Here is a 15,758-nt window from a genome sequence, read left to right as displayed (position 1 = left end):
ACAATCACAGCTTCCAGCCCGAATGAAGCGCCGCAATGCCACCGGTGAAATTGCGATAGCTCACACGCTCGAAACCGGCGGTCTCGATCATGGCGGCGAAATCCTGCTGCTTGGGGAATTTGCGGATCGATTCGACCAGATAGCTGTAGGAATCAGCATCGCCGGTAATCATCTTGCCGATGCGCGGAATAGCCTGGAACGACCACTGGTCATAGACCTTGTCGAGGATCGGCAATTCGACCTCGGAAAATTCGAGGCACATGAACCGGCCACCGGGCTTCAGCACGCGATAGGCTTCCGACAGCGCCTTGTCGATATGGGGTACGTTGCGGATACCAAAGGCAATCGTATAGGCGTCGAAGCTGTTGTCCTCGAAATGCAGTTCCTCGGCATTGGCTTCAACGAATTCGAGATTGTCGGCAAGGCCCTTCTTGATCGCGCGCTCGCGACCGACACCCAGCATCGAGCCATTGATGTCGAGAATGGTCACATGCGCCTGACGGCCCGAAGCCTCGACAATGCGAAAGGCGATATCGCCGGTGCCGCCAGCCACGTCGAGCGAGGTCCAGCCCGGACGCTTCGACGGCGCCAGCCAGGCGATCATCGCATCTTTCCAGACGCGGTGCATGCCTGCCGACATGAGATCGTTCATCACGTCGTATTTGTTGGCGACCTTGTGGAAAACGTCATTGACCAGGGTTTGCTTTTCGTTTTCGTCCACCGACTTGAAGCCGAACGAGTGTTCCATGCCACCTTGTGCGCCCACGCGGTCCGCATTGCCGTTTTGCTGGCTCATAGCTCATCCTGCTTTTTGAATAGTCTGACGAAAACAATTTCGGTTATGCATATAAAGCTTGTGCCGGACGATACAAGCACAGACGTTTTCCCACTACCCCTTTTGTGATCGCAGCTTGCGTTGGCGTTGAAAAATGGCCAAAGAGACATAAAACTGTGCGTGTGCGCTTGCCACGCGTTTTCTCCGGCGCAATCTGCCGCTAAAGTTCAAAACGATAAGAAGAAAAAGTGGAAAGATCATGGGCGTTACAGTCGTCAGCCATCCGCTTGTCCAGCACAAGCTTACCATCATGCGCAAGCGCGAGACTTCCACGGCCAGCTTCCGGCGGCTTCTGAAAGAAATCTCGCTTCTGCTTTGCTACGAAGTGACGCGCGATCTCGAACTCACCACCATGGAGATCGAGACCCCGCTTATGCCGATGGAAGCGCCGATCCTCGAAGGCAAGAAGCTGGTCTTCGCTTCGATCCTGCGCGCGGGCAATGGCCTTCTGGAAGGTATGCTCGATCTGGTGCCCGCAGCCCGCGTCGCCCATATCGGCCTTTATCGCGATCACGACACGCTGCAGCCGGTCGAATATTACTTCAAAGCGCCGGAAGACATCGTCAACCGCCTCATCATCGTGGTCGATCCGATGCTCGCTACCGCCAATTCGGCCATTGCCGCCATCGACAAGCTGAAGGAACGCGGCGCGACCAATATACGCTTCCTGTGCCTGCTCGCCGCACCCGAAGGCATCGAACGCTTCACCAAGGCGCATCCAGATGTGGATGTCTACACCGCTTCCATCGATGAGCGCCTCGACGAAAAGGGCTATATCGTTCCGGGCCTCGGCGACGCGGGCGACCGCATGTACGGCACGAAATAGACTAAAACGTAACCAGACAGTAATCCGCGCCGGATACTTTGCCTTCAGAACGGGGTGAGCATGGCGCGGATTTTCTTTATTGTTCTGATGCTGACGGGATTGGCCACGGCCTTTCCGGTTCTCTTCGAGAAATTCCAGTCGGCAACGGTCGAGCAAGCCGCGACGGCAAAACCCTCCCCATCATCCCAACAGAACCCATCCGCCTATAGCGGACGCCGTGCGCAGATTGCGCCGGACAGTCGCGGGCATTTCATCACCGATATCCGCTTCAACGGCCAGAACCTGCGCGGGATGATCGATACAGGGGCAGGCTCGGTTGCGATCAATGCCAGCACCGCCCGACGCATTGGGCTTTCGCTGCGGCCCGACGATTTCCGCTACCGCGTTTCAACGGCCAATGGCGAAACATCGGCAGCGCGCGCTATGCTCAACAGCGTGGAAATCGGACGCATTCGCGTGGAAAATGTCGAAGCAATCGTGCTGCGCGACGAAGCGCTGTCCGGCATTCTGCTCGGCATGAGTTTTCTCAAGCGCCTGCGCCATTATGAAGTAGCAAATGGCGCGCTCATCCTCACGCAGTAACCTGTTTCTCTGATAGGATGCGCGCTTGAGATTCTTATCGAAACGGAACCGACCATGACTGCGGACCAACGCCTGACCGAGCTCGAAATTCGCGTCGCCGAACAGGAAAAGACCATCGACGAACTGTCGTCCGTGCTGGCCGAGCAGTGGAAGCTTATCGACCAGCTTTCCAAGAAGCTCAGCGCTCTGACCGACCGTTTTCTGGAACTGGAAGAACAGACCGCGCCTGACGTGCCGGTCACCAAACCTCCGCATTGGTAAGATCATGCTTCAGATAATCGACCTCGCCGACCGCCCCGACCTCATAGCTGCCTGCGCGACATGGAACTTTGGCGAATGGGGCGAATTCAACGGCGGAACGCTGGAACAGACCATCGCCGGCTTCCACGATCTCGTGCGAACCAACGATGGGCAGATCGCGCGCGCAGCGCTATCAGATGGAGAACTGGCCGGATTTGCGCTGCTGATCGATAATGATCTGGAGACGCATGCCCATTTGAAGCCATGGGTGGCGAGCGTTTTCGTTTCGCCCGCCTATCGCGGTCGGGGCATCGCCAAGAGCCTTGTCCGGGCCATCGAGAAGGCCGCGGCAGAGCTTGGTCACGGCGAGGCCTTTCTTTATACGAACAAGCCTGACCTCTACCGGCAGATCGGCTGGGAGGATTGCGAACAGCTCGACGGCGACTATGCCGACATGCTGATCCTGAACAAGAAAATCGCGCGATAGGATCGCGCGATTTTTTTTGAGACCGTTTTACTGTGCCAGCGGGATTGGGCAGCTCACGCCAGTGCCGCGCAGGCCACAATATCCGTTCGGATTCTTCGCCAGATATTGCTGGTGATAATCCTCGGCATAGTAGAATACCGGCGCATCTTCGATTTGCGTGGTGATCGGGCCCAAACCCCGCGCTGCCAGCGCCTTTGCATAAGCATCACGGCTTTTTTCAACCGCCATCCGATCCGCGTCATCGAAAGTGTAGATCACCGACCGATAGGTGGTGCCGATATCGTTGCCCTGTCGCATGCCCTGCGTCGGATCATGCTCTTCCCAGAATAGCGTCAGCAGCTCATCGAGGCTCACGACTTTGGGATCATAGACCACCAGCACCACTTCGGCATGGCCGGTCAATCCGGTGCAGGTTTCTTCATAGGTCGGGTTTGGCGTGATGCCGCCCGCATAGCCTGCCGCCGTCACATAGACGCCCGGCACCTGCCAAAACAGCCGTTCCGCGCCCCAGAAGCAGCCCATCCCGAACATGATCTGCTTGAGGCCGTCAGGCCATGGGCCTTTCAACGGATGGCCGGAGACGAAATGCGTCGCGGATGTAGGAATGGCTGTTGCGCGGCCCGGCAAAGCCTCATCCGTGGAGGGCATCTGTACTTTCTTGCGATAGCTGTCGAGGAAACTCATAGATTTCTACCTCCTATGGCCCTGTGGTGGGATTGACCGTCAGGCAGTGAAGCGCCCCAGGGGACGTCCGCGCCGATGACCGATCACATAGAACAACAAAGCGAGCACACCGAAGAAGAGCCATCCCGGCTGCCCGAGCAAAGGAACACAGACCGTGTTCCAGAATGTAGCTCCTATATAGTGCGTCACGAGCGTTTCTGCATCGGCCAACGTTTCCGGCGCGTTACGCGACCACATGGAAAGCAGCGGTTTGGCCACCAACTTCGACGCGCCGACCGAACGGGCGCCATCGAGAATGGCGAAGATCACCGCCAATGCCAGAAAAACAACCGCGAAACTACGCAACACAAACCGGATCACGATTCCCTGCCCCAGACATTCAGGCACATATTCAAGCGCGTCGGGCACATCCCGACGTCGTTGACCTGGCCTTTTCATACCGCCAAATCCTCACGGAAGGAAGGCTTCGCACCTCAATCCTTCGTGCTGTTAAATTATACACATAAATTTATCTTTTAAAAACAGTAAGATATCTGACCATGGAGGCTATTTACGCTGCCCCTGCCGATTTGGCGCAAAAACTTGCAAAGAGCTATTGAACATATGCGTATTCTGGCTATATTGCGCGCCGCTACCGCATGTTGGCGAATAACCAGCGCCAGACGAAATGCGGTATCTCGTTTGCAGTCAGATTTCGCCGTTAACGCGGTTTTCCCCGACAGCAAGGCAGACGGAGAGGTGGCCGAGTGGTTGAAGGCGCACGCCTGGAACGCGTGTATACGGGAAACCGTATCGAGGGTTCGAATCCCTCTCTCTCCGCCAGTATTATCCCCCCTTCTTCGCTATCACGTTCAGGTCGCCATCACCGAACCATGTATGGCGCTTGCCGCCCATTCGCGACGATGCGTAGGCGGCTTGTTTTCATGTGAAATTGGGATGCTTTTCAGCTGGAATGCTCGTGGCAAAAATGGCAGAGCGTGACATGAAACAACGTGATGGGGCTCAAACGGAGTCGGAAAACCGAATGCATTTTGTGAGACGAGCGATTTTGACAGGCCTCGCCTGCTTGTCCTTCGGCTTTTACAGTTCTGCGACGGAGAGCATTGCGCAAGCGGCGGACGGAGCTGTCGTAGCGCAAACCGAAAACGTCGACGAACGGCCAGCACCCGCAACGGACGGCTTCGGCCGGACGCAATTCATCCTGTCCGGCGACCCAATCGTACCGCCGCGCGCCTACAGCAAAGGAACCGACCTTCCTCGCGCTCAAGATTATGACGCGAATGAAAGCGGCACTATTTACGACATCCTGTTCATAGGGATCGAAAAAGACAAAATGCAGTTCGAAATTCGCGGCTATTCCGGCCACGACCTGCAGCACCCAGCGAGCGGGCAGACAATGGAATTCCCTGTCGCCCAGTCAAGTATTGAGATCCGTGATCTTACCATCAAGATCGAGGAAGTGACGCCGGGCAGCCTGACATACAAGGTACAGCCCCTGAAATAGCGCAGGCTTTCTCACTTGGGGAACCGAAATACGCGTTACATCCGCTGTCAGTCGCCCGTGCGGCTCCCGCTCGATAAGCTGGGAACCGCACGTGAGTTTGGCTTTACTGCGTCATGTTGCAGACCGGGCCAGGTCAGAACTTAATATTGAACGAGGCCTTGAACCCGTTTTGCCTGGCACCGCTGCCATACTGGCCGGTATAGCTGAGACCGAGCGTCGAGGCCCGCGTCACATCGAAATCAAGCCCTGCTTCCAGCAAAGCCGTATCCTTGGCAATCGGCGCACCTGCCACACTGAAGGCATCACCGCCCGCGAAGGCCTGCGTTGAGACCGGTATGATGTCGCCATAGGCATGGCGCCAGCCGAGCGAACCCTTCAGATTAACGGATGTTGATCCAAGCAACAGTGGAGCCTCCGCCCGCAGGCCGAGAGTCGTAAAGGTCGTGTTGGTCGTTTCGCTTTCGACATTCAATGCCGCAGCGCCACCCGTTTCTGTGAAAGCGTCCGTGCGCAATCTGATATGCGCGAGATTGGCGAACGGTTCGAAGGATGCGGCGGTCGTGTCGATCCGATATCCGACCTCGCCGAAAGCTTGGAGCGTGCGCGCATCATAATCGGCCTCCAGCGAGTTGGAGAGACCGGTAAATGCAACCGACCGCGATGCATCGAGGCTATGCCATGTCTGGATCAGCCCGGCGCGCAGTCCCAGCGGGCCCCACTGGTTGCCGCCATAGATGCCGAGATGCCAATTGTCACTCGTCGCAGCCGCATGTCGCTCCTTGAGATCGATATCCGCCCGGCTGTAACCGCCCGCGAAACCAAGGCGCCAGCCCTCTCCCAGCCCAACATCGAGACCGGAGATGAAGCCTCCTGTCGATGTAGAGACACCGGCAGCATTGGCATCTCCATCCTGCTCAACCCAGGAGCCGAAGCCTGTCGCCCAGAACCCATATTGCCCCAGGGATGCGCCATCGCTGACCGCATCAATTGCGGCAGACGCACGGGACGGTTCTTTTGTTTTCGCATAAGAAAGTGCCGGAACGTCCTTCGCTCCGACACTGGCAAATGCCGAGCGCAAGCGATTGTTTATCGCATCCGCCGCCAAATGCGATGTCTCGATCAAGCCTGTCTTAGTGGACGCATATCCATCACCGGACAGTTGGTCGAAAGCCTGCCTTGCCCCCGCAGCACCCAGAAAGGCGACAGAATTCGCAACCGGATTGCCCAGCCTCAGACTGTCGATTGCACCAGCGACAGCCCGCTGATTGTCTGTCTGCGCAACACTTGCAAGCGAAACTGCATTGCGCCCGATGGTCAGGAGAACATTATTCGCATCATAGCTGAGGCTTGGCGCGATGAAATCAGTCGATCCGGTCCAGGAAACGCTGCTGAATGTCGTGCCTGCAAGATTGCCTGCGGTCAGGATCGTGTAAGGCCGGTTCAGCTGATAGCCACCGAGCGTAGATACGGTCACCGCACCCGCCAGATTGGCGGTTCCGCCCACCTTGATCAGATCAGATCCGCCCTGCGCGTCGATTTCCGCCGCATAGACCGAAGACGATGCCAGCGTCAGGTCGCCATCGACCGACACGATGCCGACGGAATTGCCGGGCGTGATCGTGCCTGAGCTGGCCAGACCTCCGGCTATTTGCCAGTTGCCGCCAAGAGTGGATGTAGGATCGACACTGACATCGCCACTCACGGTAATCGGTATCGCAATCGTGCCGCCACGGGTTGCAGAGCCCTCCGCAAGCAGGACATTGCCGCCGATGAAATCGCCTTCATCCCCAAAATCGAAATTGCTCTGGACGCCGGAAAGGTTTCCTTCGATCACCGATTGCCCCGCGAAAACCAGACTGCTGCCGCGTTTCGCCTCGATATGCGTGATCCCCTGAATTTGGCCCTTCCAGTCTGCGCCATTCTGCAGAGTCAGAACGGTGTTTCCTGCCCCGGTTTTAGCCTGCGTGTCGATAATATCGCCCGTGCTGACGGAGCCTGCATCGAGTTCGATATCGACAATGCCGCCGGAACCCGCTCCATTGGAACGATCCACCTGCAACAAGACGCCATTATTCTCTGTCGCAACGGTTCCACTGCGGAGGCGAATTTGCGCTACATCGTCAGCGCTGGCCAGAACAACGCCAATTGTCGGTCCCTGCGCAGTTTTAAGAACCGTGCCTTCGGCGACGATCGTGCCCGAGCCTGAAATCGCCAGAGCGGACGCTGCCTCGCCCTGCGCGGTGACACTGCCGCCCGTGAGCGAAATCGAACCGCCCGCCTGCGCCAAGGCCCCGGCAGCACCAGCACCGGAAGTCACAATCTGCGTATTTGTGGCCGAAATCGAGCCGCCTACCGTTCCCTGATCATTATTGGCCAGAAGCCCATGGGCCTGATCGCCGGTCGTCTGGATGGTTGAAGCGGAAAGCCTGATCGTGGAAGCGGATTCGGCGAAGGCGCCAAAGCTCGATGCGCCAACGGTTTCGACGGCGATATTCTCGGCATCGATCAGCCCCTCATCGACGGTATGCAGGCCGACAGCGAAATTGCTGGCCTCGGTGCGGATGGTGCCGCCAGTCAGAGAGACCGTGCCGGACGTGGTTCCGTCATAAGCGTAACCCGGGTGGTTGGTGCCGAATGCGCCCGCCTGCACGGCATGGGCATTGTTGCCTAAGGTCGTGATATCAGCGCTTGACGTAATCGAGCCGCCATTGCTGGCAAGCAGACCGTAATTGCGCAGACCATGGGTCGTGATTGAACCGCCGTTGAGCGTCACGCTCGCATTGTTGTGCGACTGGACGCCTTCGGAAAAGCGGGCCGCGTTGTTGGTCACGATTGCCACATCATTGGCGATGACCGTCGCATTGTCGGCCTGGATGCCCCTTGCGTTGCTGCCCGAAGTGGTGATCGAACCACCGTTCAACGTGACGGCGCCACCCGACAGGGCTTCGACGCCGTGCGCGGTAGCGCCGCTTGTCGTAATATTGCTGTCTGTAAGCAGAACCTGGCCGCCGCCATCGACATAAGCGCCGGATGCATTGGCTCCAGCGGTCGTGATGGTGAGCGCATCGCCGGAAATCTGCCCGGCGACAGTGCCCATGTCATTATTTGCGATAAGGCCGAATGCCTTCTGGCCGGACGTGTTGATTGCCGAGTGCGATAGATTTATCGTCGACCAGCTTTCTGCGAACGCGCCAAAGCCGCTGGCGCCCGTCGTCGTGATCTGAACTGAGCCGTCAATCGTGCCGCCATCAATCGCATGCAATCCATAGGAACCGACGCCGTCAGTGGTGACAGCTACCCCGCCGAGCAGATGAATGAGCGAATGATCCATGCCATTCGCGTTGCTTCCCTTCGCACCGACCTGAATGCCATGTGCTTTCGATCCCGACGTGATGACGTTGATGTTCGACACGTTCAGCGTCGAAGCTGATCCGGCTGCGGTCGAGACAAGCACGCCCCATGCGCGCCCATTATTGGTCGTCGCCACTTCGTAGGTCGCGCCCGAGCCGTCCAGGTTGGCCGTACTGCCCCCGGCATAACGGTAGGCTGCGCCGTTTACCACAACGCTCGTCGCCGCAGCCACTGTGCTCGTCAGAATGAGAGCCACGGCTGTTGAGCCCAGCACCCGCACCAGATCTTTTGAAATGACCGACATCATTGCCCCTAAATGCGCCCCTACAGCCCCCCCGGCCCATGGCGAATAATCCAACAAATAAATTTAGCAATTCCGCAAATAAAATGCAGAATACTTACAGATCACACCGAATCCATATCTAATGTTGAAGATTCGTACAACGCAGAATACGCTTATATTTATAATAAATCGCAATTTTATGCTCATATATTTAATGAAATTGCACTCATATATTCAATATTACGATTATATAAATACTAAATTAGAAATTTATACATTTTATAATTATAATTTTCGGAAATTAACTGCGCTCCAAATAGCAAAAAACATACCTCCCCAAGCATGCGCAAAGGGAGGCCGACACATCCAGAAAATCGCAATGAAAAGAATGGCTCTTGCAGGCCGGGCAATAAGCAGCCGGTCGATGCGAGGGCTCAAAGCCTTGAGCGAAAAGCGAAGCAATAGAAGCATAACAGCCGGAGCCATAATGGCTCCGGCTGCGAAGGATCAGATCAGACCTTCTTCCTTCAGCGCCTTCTGCGCCGCTGGACGCGCCATGACGCGTTCACGCAGGGCGAGCGCCTTCGGATAGGCGCTGAGATCGACCTGCATCGCAAAGCCCCAGCCAAGGACGACCGACGCATAAACATCGGCTTGGGTCAGTTCTTCGCCCAACCAATAGCTGCGACCATCCACCAGCATGGCTTCAAACTGGCCCATGCGGCGCGTGATATTGGCAAGCACACCCGCCTTCGCTTCTTCCGTCAGGTTCGGTGCAAACAAGCCGCCGAAGGCAGAATGCAGATCGCCGCAGAAGCCGAGTGCTTCCTGCAAGCGTGCGCGTTCCATCGTACCATAGGCAGGCTTGAACGCTGCGACATCCGAATGATCGCCGATATATTGCAGGATAGCGGCGTTCTGGGTGATCACCACGCCCGGCTCGATCTCCAGCGCCGGAACCGCGCCACGCGGATTGACCACCAGAAAATCGGCGCCGCTGGCGGTGATCTTGGATTTCAGGTCCACGGCTTCAAACGTATAAGGCAGGCCGGTTTCGCTGAGAACGATATGCGGTGCGAGCGAACAGGCACCGGCTTTGTAATAGAGCTTCACTGAAAGATGTCTCCGAAGAATTGCAACGCGGGATGTCTATCAGTTCCCGCTACCCCTGCAATATTGTCGGGGGCAATTTTTCGTGTACTCAGCTGATGCCGGAAATTCTTTGCGCAGATATGTTTCGATCAGAAAAGTGACGCAATGCGCGCCGGCTTGGATGACGACATGCGGGGCACCACGACCAGCTTATTGAACTCGCCGCGCTTGAAGGCGCGCAGGAAGCGCGGATAATCCCGGAACACCACGCAGCCATTGGAATCGCCGTTGCGTCCCAGCATGAATGTATGCGCCAGAAGCCCGTCACGATTGTAGCGGTTGTTGCCGTCAGCGGGTGTCAGGCGGATCGCTTCAACGCCGTGGAAGAGCGCCTCGCGCATGCGCAGATTGTAGCTGTGCGGCGGCGTGGGGCCGCGGTTCTTCTGGTTCACATAGCTGGGGTTATCGCGCATGCGACCGATGCCGGAATGGGCTTCGAGCTTTTCCCCGCTCGGCAAATAGACGGTTGCAGCGGAAATGTCATAGATCGCCACGCGGCTGCGCGCAGCCTGATTGAGCAATGGGCTGAAAAGGCCCGGCTCAGGACTGTCCGTCAGGCCGCTTTCGGGCGCGTAGGCAAGCTGCGTCTTCGGACGCATGCGCGAGGCGCGCAGCGCAGGCTTGGCACCCGGCAAAGGCACATCATCCGGCACGAACATATCGCTATCGGTATCGTCGTCAGCCGCCATGTTCGTTTTCTGGTCAGGCGCGGATTGCGGCAACGGTATCGCCTTGCCGACCGGCAGATTGGACGTGGCACTACCCTCTGCATCAGCTTCTTCGGCCTGCGACAGAGGCAAAATACCGGACGGGTTCTGCGGTTGTATCTGGGCCAGCGCGACAAGAGCGGCAGGCGTTTGCGGCGCGCTTGCATAGCCAAGCGTGACAGCCGCTGCTGTCGCGGGTTTCGCCGCCGTGTCGCCCGTTTTATCCATGGCCGTGGCGGCTGAAGCAACTGCAACCGGCTCGGGCAGTTTGACCCGGTCGGCGCGCGGTTCGACCACCGATGCGACGTCTACGGATTTTGGTTCGATGACCGAATCCGGACCGATATCGGCAATGATCGGCTGATCGTCGGTCACTTTGTTGCGGTGCCAATCGAGATTGGAATAGGCGCCATCCGCCGTATAGGCCTTGATGAAGCTCTCGCGCATCTTGTGCGATGGCGTTCGGGTCTGATCGACAAGGGCGAGCGCCTGCGGCATGGCCCCGGGCGCGCGCCGCATGACTGGCGCGACAGGTGCAAATGCCGGGATGACCGTTTCAAGCGCGCCGAGCGTGGTCAGCATCCAACCACCGGCGAAAAGCCCTGTAACGGCAAAAGCCGTCAAGCGCGCAAAACCGCGCAAACTGAACGGAACGCTGATACGGCTGCTACGCGGAACCGCATAGCCATACACTTCTGTCACACACGCCATGATACTAACCCGACTGGAATTCGACTTCGCGGCCCCACTTTCGGGCCCTCGCCTCGCATGGCAGTTCGGCAAAAAAGCGAACAGGACATGGCAAAGCAGTGGCCGAAGCAAAGCAGTGACCGCAATGGTCGCTTCCAGCATGGCGAATTATGGTAACCAAAGTCTTTACGAACGGCGTCCGTCTGATAATTCCTCTCGCGGAGAGGAACGCCTCATCAACCCGTCAGGCGATAAGGGGGCGGCGTATCGTCCGAAATTTCGGGGAATTCCTTGCCCTCGGTCACCGTGCGATTGCGCCCGCGATGCTTGCCGCGCATCAAGGCAAGATCGGCCCGGGACACCGTTTGCCATAAGGTTTCGTTGCGACGCAGCATGGCGACACCGAAACTGCATGTCACATGACGACCACTGGGCAGCGCCGCAAAGTCATGACGGGCAACCCGGTTGCAAAGTCGCTTGGCGAAGCGTTCGCAATATTGGGCGCTGCCCGCGACCAGCAGAACGAATTCCTCGCCGCCGACACGACTGACAAGCGCGTCCTTTCCGACCAACGACTGCAGCAGATGTGCAAACTCGACCAGCACCCGGTCACCGGTCGCATGGCCCAACTGGTCGTTGATCGCCTTGAAATGATCGATATCGGCAATGATGACCGCATGGGTCGCGTCCAGCGGAGCCTGCGCCAGCGCGCGCTTTGCGCATTGTTCCATGCCACGCCGGTTGAGAAGGCCCGTCAACGGATCGGCATCGCGTTCATTGCGCAATTTGTCGATGTTATCGAGCGCGGCCACCGTCAGAATGAACAGGCCGAGCAGCACGCCGCCCATCGACGCAGCCACCGTCACCCATGACCAATAAGGCAAGGACAGCAATTGCCTGGAACTCAACACATCATCGAGCATGATGATCGTGAAGACACTGCGCAGGAAGAAATGCGCCGCCAGCAGCACCAGCACCAGACGCAGCGCAGATTCCACCCACCGGTCGCCCGGCACACGCCGGGCATACACACACAAAAGAGCGGCCAGCGTTCCAAGGCCGATATTGGCAGCAACGACCAGATAGCTGTAGATCGCGCCATACCATGCAAGGAGGCCGACGACCGCCAGCGTCGAAATGGTGATCAGCGACGCGGTTCTCGGCGGAAAGCCGCGCCCCAGCCGCACCATTACCGCCTGACAGAACAGCCAGCCAGCCGCAAATTGCAGCAAGATTGCCAAAAGGAATGTATGGCGCAGATTGGGCAGAAACGGTGAAATCTGTACGAAATGCCCCAGCGAAAATGCTGCAAAGCTCAGGCCGAACAGCAGCATATGCGTCCGCCGCCTGTCGAGCACCCATAGACTCGACATCGCGACCGCAAACAGCATGATCAGCAAAGAGGGAACAATTTTCACGAGAAGCCGAACCAAAAATCGATTGAATTATAATTCAACAAGTAGTGGTGCCCATCTGGAAGTGCAATTGCACATATGAGTCAAATTAACTTTTGTAGCACAATTAATAGTTACAGAATAAAATATTCACTTATTTAAATAAAGGAAGCGCTAATATAAAATTGCAAACAATGACCTCCACGCAAACGCTGAATTCTATTCTTAAATAGGCGCATAATGTTTATCCCCAGTTATTGCTCGCGAAAGTCAAACAGCATGCGCTTGAAGCCATTTCCGGCCATTATTACCTGTTACTAATGCGAATGAAGGCTTGGTCTGGAAAAGGCTAAATGTCATCCTGTGCCCATGCTATTCGAGCGGGTCCGGCCTCAATCTGGCCGGTGACGCTCTGTTTGGAGAATTTCGATGCGCCACCAGTTCGACCTTTTTACTCCCGCTGCGAAGGCTGGGGAAGAACGGGCGGAGCTGCGTCCTGCCCGCGCGAAACCGAAGCGCGACATCGGCAAAGCACCTGCCTTGAACGAGGCGGAAATGGTGCGTCAGCTGAACGACAGCGGGCGTTATCGCATTTTGCAACGACTCGATCCTCTGCCTGTGGTGCCTGATGCCGACAGAATGGCCTTCCCTCGCCTTGGCGTTGTCGTGGATACGGAAACGACTGGACTGAATGCCGCGCAGGAAGAAATCATCGAAATCGGCGCCGTCGCCTTCTGCTACGCCGATGACGGCTCGATTGGCGATGTCTGCGCCACCTTCGGCGCTTTGCAGGAACCATCAAAGCCGATCCCGGCAGACATTACCCGTATCACCAACATCACCGATGAGATGGTGAAGGGGCAGACGATCCCGCTGGCGGAGCTGGAAGCATTGATCGCCGATGCCGATCTGATCATCGCGCATAATGCCGGTTTCGACCGTCCGTTTCTGGAGCGGTTCTCACCGGTCTTCGCCAACAAGCCGTGGGCCTGTTCTGTCAAGGAAATCGACTGGACCGCACGCGGTTTCGAAGGCACCAAGCTTGGCTATCTGATCGGCCAGAGCGGGTATTTCCATAACGGGCACCGCGCCGAGGATGATTGTCAGGCGCTGCTTGCGGTGCTGAAGGAACAGTCCGGCGATGTGACGCCCTTTGCCGAACTGCTGCAAGCCAGCCAGAAATCGCGCCTGCGCATCTATGCCGAGAACAGCCCCTTCGAAATGAAGGACAAGCTGAAGGAGCGTCGCTATCGCTGGTCGGACGGCAGCGACGGTCGTCCGAAATCATGGTGGACCGAAATCGGCGAAGACGAACTCGAAGCCGAACTCGACTATCTGCGCACCGAGATTTACGGCTGGCGCGACGCCGAGCCGCTCATCCAGAAGCTCACCGCCGTGGACCGCTACAAGGAACGCGCGCCGCTCAGGCCCAACAGATAAGAAGGGCCGCTCAGCGTCCCCTCTCATCCTGAGGAGGTGTCCTGAGCTTGTCGAAGGACACCGTCTCGAAGGGTGAGGATGAGACGGGACAAAATTTTGGCCTTGCAGCCCCCCTCGCCCTTCGAGACGGCGCTTCGCGCCTCCTCAGGGTGAGGGATGCGGGGTTGGCGATCATCTCGCCTCTATGGATCAGCCGAGAACCGGCCAAGGCTTCTGCGCAGGCCGCATCCCCTCATACGCTTTTGCCATCCGCAACACGCCCAGATCATCGAAACGCTGGCCGAAAATCTGCAGGCCGATCGGCAGGCCCGTCGATGTATAGCCGCAATTGATCGAGATCGCCGGTTGTTCCGACATGTTCATCGCGACTGTAAAGGCAATGTGTTCGAACGGACGCTGCGGATCGTTGATCGGCGATGCCCATTCCGCCGGATACGTCGGCATTGGAGCAGTCGGCGAGATGATGAAGTCGAAATCCTTGGACGCGGCGAGCGCCGCATGGCGCATTGCGTCGATCTGCGCGAAGCCGGAATAGACCTCCTCGCCGTTCAAGCCTTCGGCGGTCTCGGTCCACTGATAGATGTAAGGCAGGATTTTCGCGCGGTTTTCCGGCGTCATCTTCTTCACATCGGCCCAGGAGCGCGCGCGCCAGAAGCGGTCGAGACCGTCGATCATGGTGCGATTGAGGAACGGCGCAACCGGCTCGATGATCGCGCCCGCATCGGCGAAAGCTTTCGCGGCTGCTTCCACCGCGGCGCGGGTTTCATCGCCGGTCGGCTCGCCGAAACCGGCATCGAGCCAGAGACCGATTTTCAACCCCTTCACATCGAGGGCGAGGTCCATCCAGTCAATGTCCTGATAGGGCAGGCTCATGGCGTCGCGACGGTCCGGACGCGACAGCACTGACATGTAAAGCGCGCTGTCGGCAACCGTGCGCGTCATCGGACCGGCCACGCGACCGAGGAATGGCGGATCAATCGGAATACGCCCGAAGGACGGCTTCAATCCAACGAGACCGCACCAGCCAGCCGGCAGGCGGATAGAGCCGCCAATATCGGTGCCGATATGCAAGGGACCATAACCAGCGGCACCGGCACTGCCTGCACCGGCGCTTGAACCGCCCGGATTGGTGCCGAGGTCCCATGGATTGCGCGCAAGCTTGTGGAAGCTCGACAGCCCCGAAGACAACATGCCGAGATCGGGCATGGTCGTCTTGGCGAGCAGCACGCCGCCAGCCTCACGGGTACGGGCCGCAGGTGGGGCATCAGCGGCGGCAGGCTTCAGCGGCAGCGCCGCGCAGCCAAGCGGAACCGCCGTTCCCTCGGTCGCAATGTTTTCCTTGATCGTCAGCGGCACACCATCAATGGGGCCTGCTGGTTCACCCTTCGCCCAGCGCGCTTCGGAAGCCCTGGCCGCCGCCCGCGCAGCATCCGGGTCATAGGCCCAAAGCGCGTTCAGCTTCGGCTCATAGGCTTCGATGCGGGTGATGACGGCTTCCGTGACTTCGACCGGCGAAAGCGACTTCGCCTGATAGGCGGACACGAGTTCAACGGCTGACAAATCGGCAAGATTCGACATTGGAT

General features: G+C 57.8%; 14 protein-coding genes and 1 tRNA gene. 7 read left to right on the top strand and 8 right to left on the bottom strand.

Going from position 1 to position 15,758, the window contains the following annotated elements:
- Window positions 1-4: 4 nt before the first annotated feature.
- A complete protein-coding gene (gene ubiE / locus QLQ11_RS11160; protein WP_109369676.1) occupies window positions 5-796 on the bottom strand; it encodes a bifunctional demethylmenaquinone methyltransferase/2-methoxy-6-polyprenyl-1,4-benzoquinol methylase UbiE in 792 nt (263 codons plus the stop codon).
- A 238-nt stretch (window positions 797-1,034) separates the two neighbouring features.
- On the opposite strand from ubiE, the gene upp reads away from it, so the two are divergent.
- From upp to QLQ11_RS11140, 4 genes are read left to right on the top strand one after another with little or no spacing between them, the layout of a single operon-like run.
- Window positions 1,035-1,661, top strand: a complete 627-nt coding sequence (gene upp, locus QLQ11_RS11155; protein WP_109369677.1) for a uracil phosphoribosyltransferase — start codon at window positions 1,035-1,037, stop codon at window positions 1,659-1,661.
- Between the two features lie 60 nt (window positions 1,662-1,721).
- Complete coding sequence (locus tag QLQ11_RS11150; RefSeq protein WP_371835880.1) at window positions 1,722-2,243, top strand: TIGR02281 family clan AA aspartic protease; 522 nt, start codon at window positions 1,722-1,724, stop codon at window positions 2,241-2,243.
- A 54-nt stretch (window positions 2,244-2,297) separates the two neighbouring features.
- A complete protein-coding gene (locus QLQ11_RS11145; protein WP_109369679.1) occupies window positions 2,298-2,504 on the top strand; it encodes a SlyX family protein in 207 nt (68 codons plus the stop codon).
- A 4-nt stretch (window positions 2,505-2,508) separates the two neighbouring features.
- Window positions 2,509-2,970, top strand: coding sequence for a GNAT family N-acetyltransferase (locus QLQ11_RS11140; RefSeq protein WP_109369680.1), 462 nt, complete (start codon window positions 2,509-2,511; stop codon window positions 2,968-2,970).
- Window positions 2,971-2,997: 27 nt separating this feature from the next.
- Here the strand turns inward: QLQ11_RS11140 and msrA are convergent, their stop codons facing one another.
- Window positions 2,998-3,654, bottom strand: coding sequence for a peptide-methionine (S)-S-oxide reductase MsrA (gene msrA / locus QLQ11_RS11135; protein WP_109369681.1), 657 nt, complete (start codon window positions 3,652-3,654; stop codon window positions 2,998-3,000).
- Between the two features lie 39 nt (window positions 3,655-3,693).
- On the bottom strand, window positions 3,694-4,014 hold the full coding sequence (locus QLQ11_RS11130) for a hypothetical protein (RefSeq protein WP_109370300.1): 321 nt from the start codon (window positions 4,012-4,014) through the stop codon (window positions 3,694-3,696).
- Between the two features lie 372 nt (window positions 4,015-4,386).
- On the opposite strand from QLQ11_RS11130, the gene QLQ11_RS11125 reads away from it, so the two are divergent.
- Window positions 4,387-4,476 (top strand) — tRNA-Ser (locus QLQ11_RS11125).
- A gap of 160 nt (window positions 4,477-4,636) precedes the next feature.
- Window positions 4,637-5,158, top strand: coding sequence for a hypothetical protein (locus tag QLQ11_RS11120; protein ID WP_371835879.1), 522 nt, complete (start codon window positions 4,637-4,639; stop codon window positions 5,156-5,158).
- A gap of 133 nt (window positions 5,159-5,291) precedes the next feature.
- Here the strand turns inward: QLQ11_RS11120 and QLQ11_RS11115 are convergent, their stop codons facing one another.
- The 4 genes from QLQ11_RS11115 to QLQ11_RS11100 form a co-directional block, all read right to left on the bottom strand.
- Window positions 5,292-8,816, bottom strand: a complete 3,525-nt coding sequence (locus QLQ11_RS11115; RefSeq protein ID WP_121538870.1) for an autotransporter domain-containing protein — start codon at window positions 8,814-8,816, stop codon at window positions 5,292-5,294.
- 483 nt (window positions 8,817-9,299) lie between these two features.
- Window positions 9,300-9,905 carry a glutathione transferase gene (gene gst / locus QLQ11_RS11110; protein ID WP_109369684.1) on the bottom strand — a complete coding sequence of 202 codons (606 nt, stop codon included), beginning with the start codon at window positions 9,903-9,905 and terminating at the stop codon, window positions 9,300-9,302.
- A gap of 128 nt (window positions 9,906-10,033) precedes the next feature.
- The gene (locus QLQ11_RS11105) at window positions 10,034-11,362 is read right to left on the bottom strand and encodes a DUF2778 domain-containing protein (RefSeq protein ID WP_235858995.1); all 1,329 of its coding nucleotides are present in this window, start codon (window positions 11,360-11,362) and stop codon (window positions 10,034-10,036) included.
- Window positions 11,363-11,577: 215 nt separating this feature from the next.
- Window positions 11,578-12,714, bottom strand: coding sequence for a diguanylate cyclase (locus tag QLQ11_RS11100; protein WP_244597175.1), 1,137 nt, complete (start codon window positions 12,712-12,714; stop codon window positions 11,578-11,580).
- Between the two features lie 450 nt (window positions 12,715-13,164).
- Between QLQ11_RS11100 and QLQ11_RS11095 the strand changes: the two genes are divergently transcribed.
- Window positions 13,165-14,175, top strand: a complete 1,011-nt coding sequence (locus QLQ11_RS11095) for a 3'-5' exonuclease (RefSeq protein ID WP_109369686.1) — start codon at window positions 13,165-13,167, stop codon at window positions 14,173-14,175.
- A 189-nt stretch (window positions 14,176-14,364) separates the two neighbouring features.
- Here QLQ11_RS11095 and QLQ11_RS11090 read toward each other — a convergent pair whose 3' ends face one another.
- A complete protein-coding gene (locus QLQ11_RS11090) occupies window positions 14,365-15,753 on the bottom strand; it encodes an amidase (protein ID WP_109369687.1) in 1,389 nt (462 codons plus the stop codon).
- Window positions 15,754-15,758: the final 5 nt, after the last annotated feature.

The sequence above is a fragment of the Ochrobactrum sp. SSR genome (genome assembly GCF_030067775.1).
Classification (GTDB): Bacteria; Pseudomonadota; Alphaproteobacteria; order Rhizobiales; family Rhizobiaceae; genus Brucella; species Brucella teleogrylli.
The sequence above is the reverse complement of the archived record's forward strand: the minus strand, read 5'-3'. Positions and strand labels throughout refer to the sequence as shown.

Excerpts from the sequence above, each read along its gene's own strand:
- ubiE (WP_109369676.1), bottom strand. The coding sequence starts at position 796 with ATGAGCCAGCAAAACGGCAATGCGGACCGCGTGGGCGCACAAGGTGGC.
- upp (WP_109369677.1), top strand. The coding sequence starts at position 1,035 with ATGGGCGTTACAGTCGTCAGCCATCCGCTTGTCCAGCACAAGCTTACC.
- QLQ11_RS11150 (WP_371835880.1), top strand. The coding sequence starts at position 1,722 with ATGGCGCGGATTTTCTTTATTGTTCTGATGCTGACGGGATTGGCCACG.
- QLQ11_RS11145 (WP_109369679.1), top strand. The coding sequence starts at position 2,298 with ATGACTGCGGACCAACGCCTGACCGAGCTCGAAATTCGCGTCGCCGAA.
- QLQ11_RS11140 (WP_109369680.1), top strand. The coding sequence starts at position 2,509 with ATGCTTCAGATAATCGACCTCGCCGACCGCCCCGACCTCATAGCTGCC.
- msrA (WP_109369681.1), bottom strand. The coding sequence starts at position 3,654 with ATGAGTTTCCTCGACAGCTATCGCAAGAAAGTACAGATGCCCTCCACG.
- QLQ11_RS11120 (WP_371835879.1), top strand. The coding sequence starts at position 4,637 with ATGAAACAACGTGATGGGGCTCAAACGGAGTCGGAAAACCGAATGCAT.
- QLQ11_RS11115 (WP_121538870.1), bottom strand. The coding sequence starts at position 8,816 with ATGATGTCGGTCATTTCAAAAGATCTGGTGCGGGTGCTGGGCTCAACA.
- QLQ11_RS11105 (WP_235858995.1), bottom strand. The coding sequence starts at position 11,362 with ATGGCGTGTGTGACAGAAGTGTATGGCTATGCGGTTCCGCGTAGCAGC.
- QLQ11_RS11100 (WP_244597175.1), bottom strand. The coding sequence starts at position 12,714 with ATGTCGAGTCTATGGGTGCTCGACAGGCGGCGGACGCATATGCTGCTG.
- QLQ11_RS11095 (WP_109369686.1), top strand. The coding sequence starts at position 13,165 with ATGCGCCACCAGTTCGACCTTTTTACTCCCGCTGCGAAGGCTGGGGAA.
- QLQ11_RS11090 (WP_109369687.1), bottom strand. The coding sequence starts at position 15,753 with ATGTCGAATCTTGCCGATTTGTCAGCCGTTGAACTCGTGTCCGCCTAT.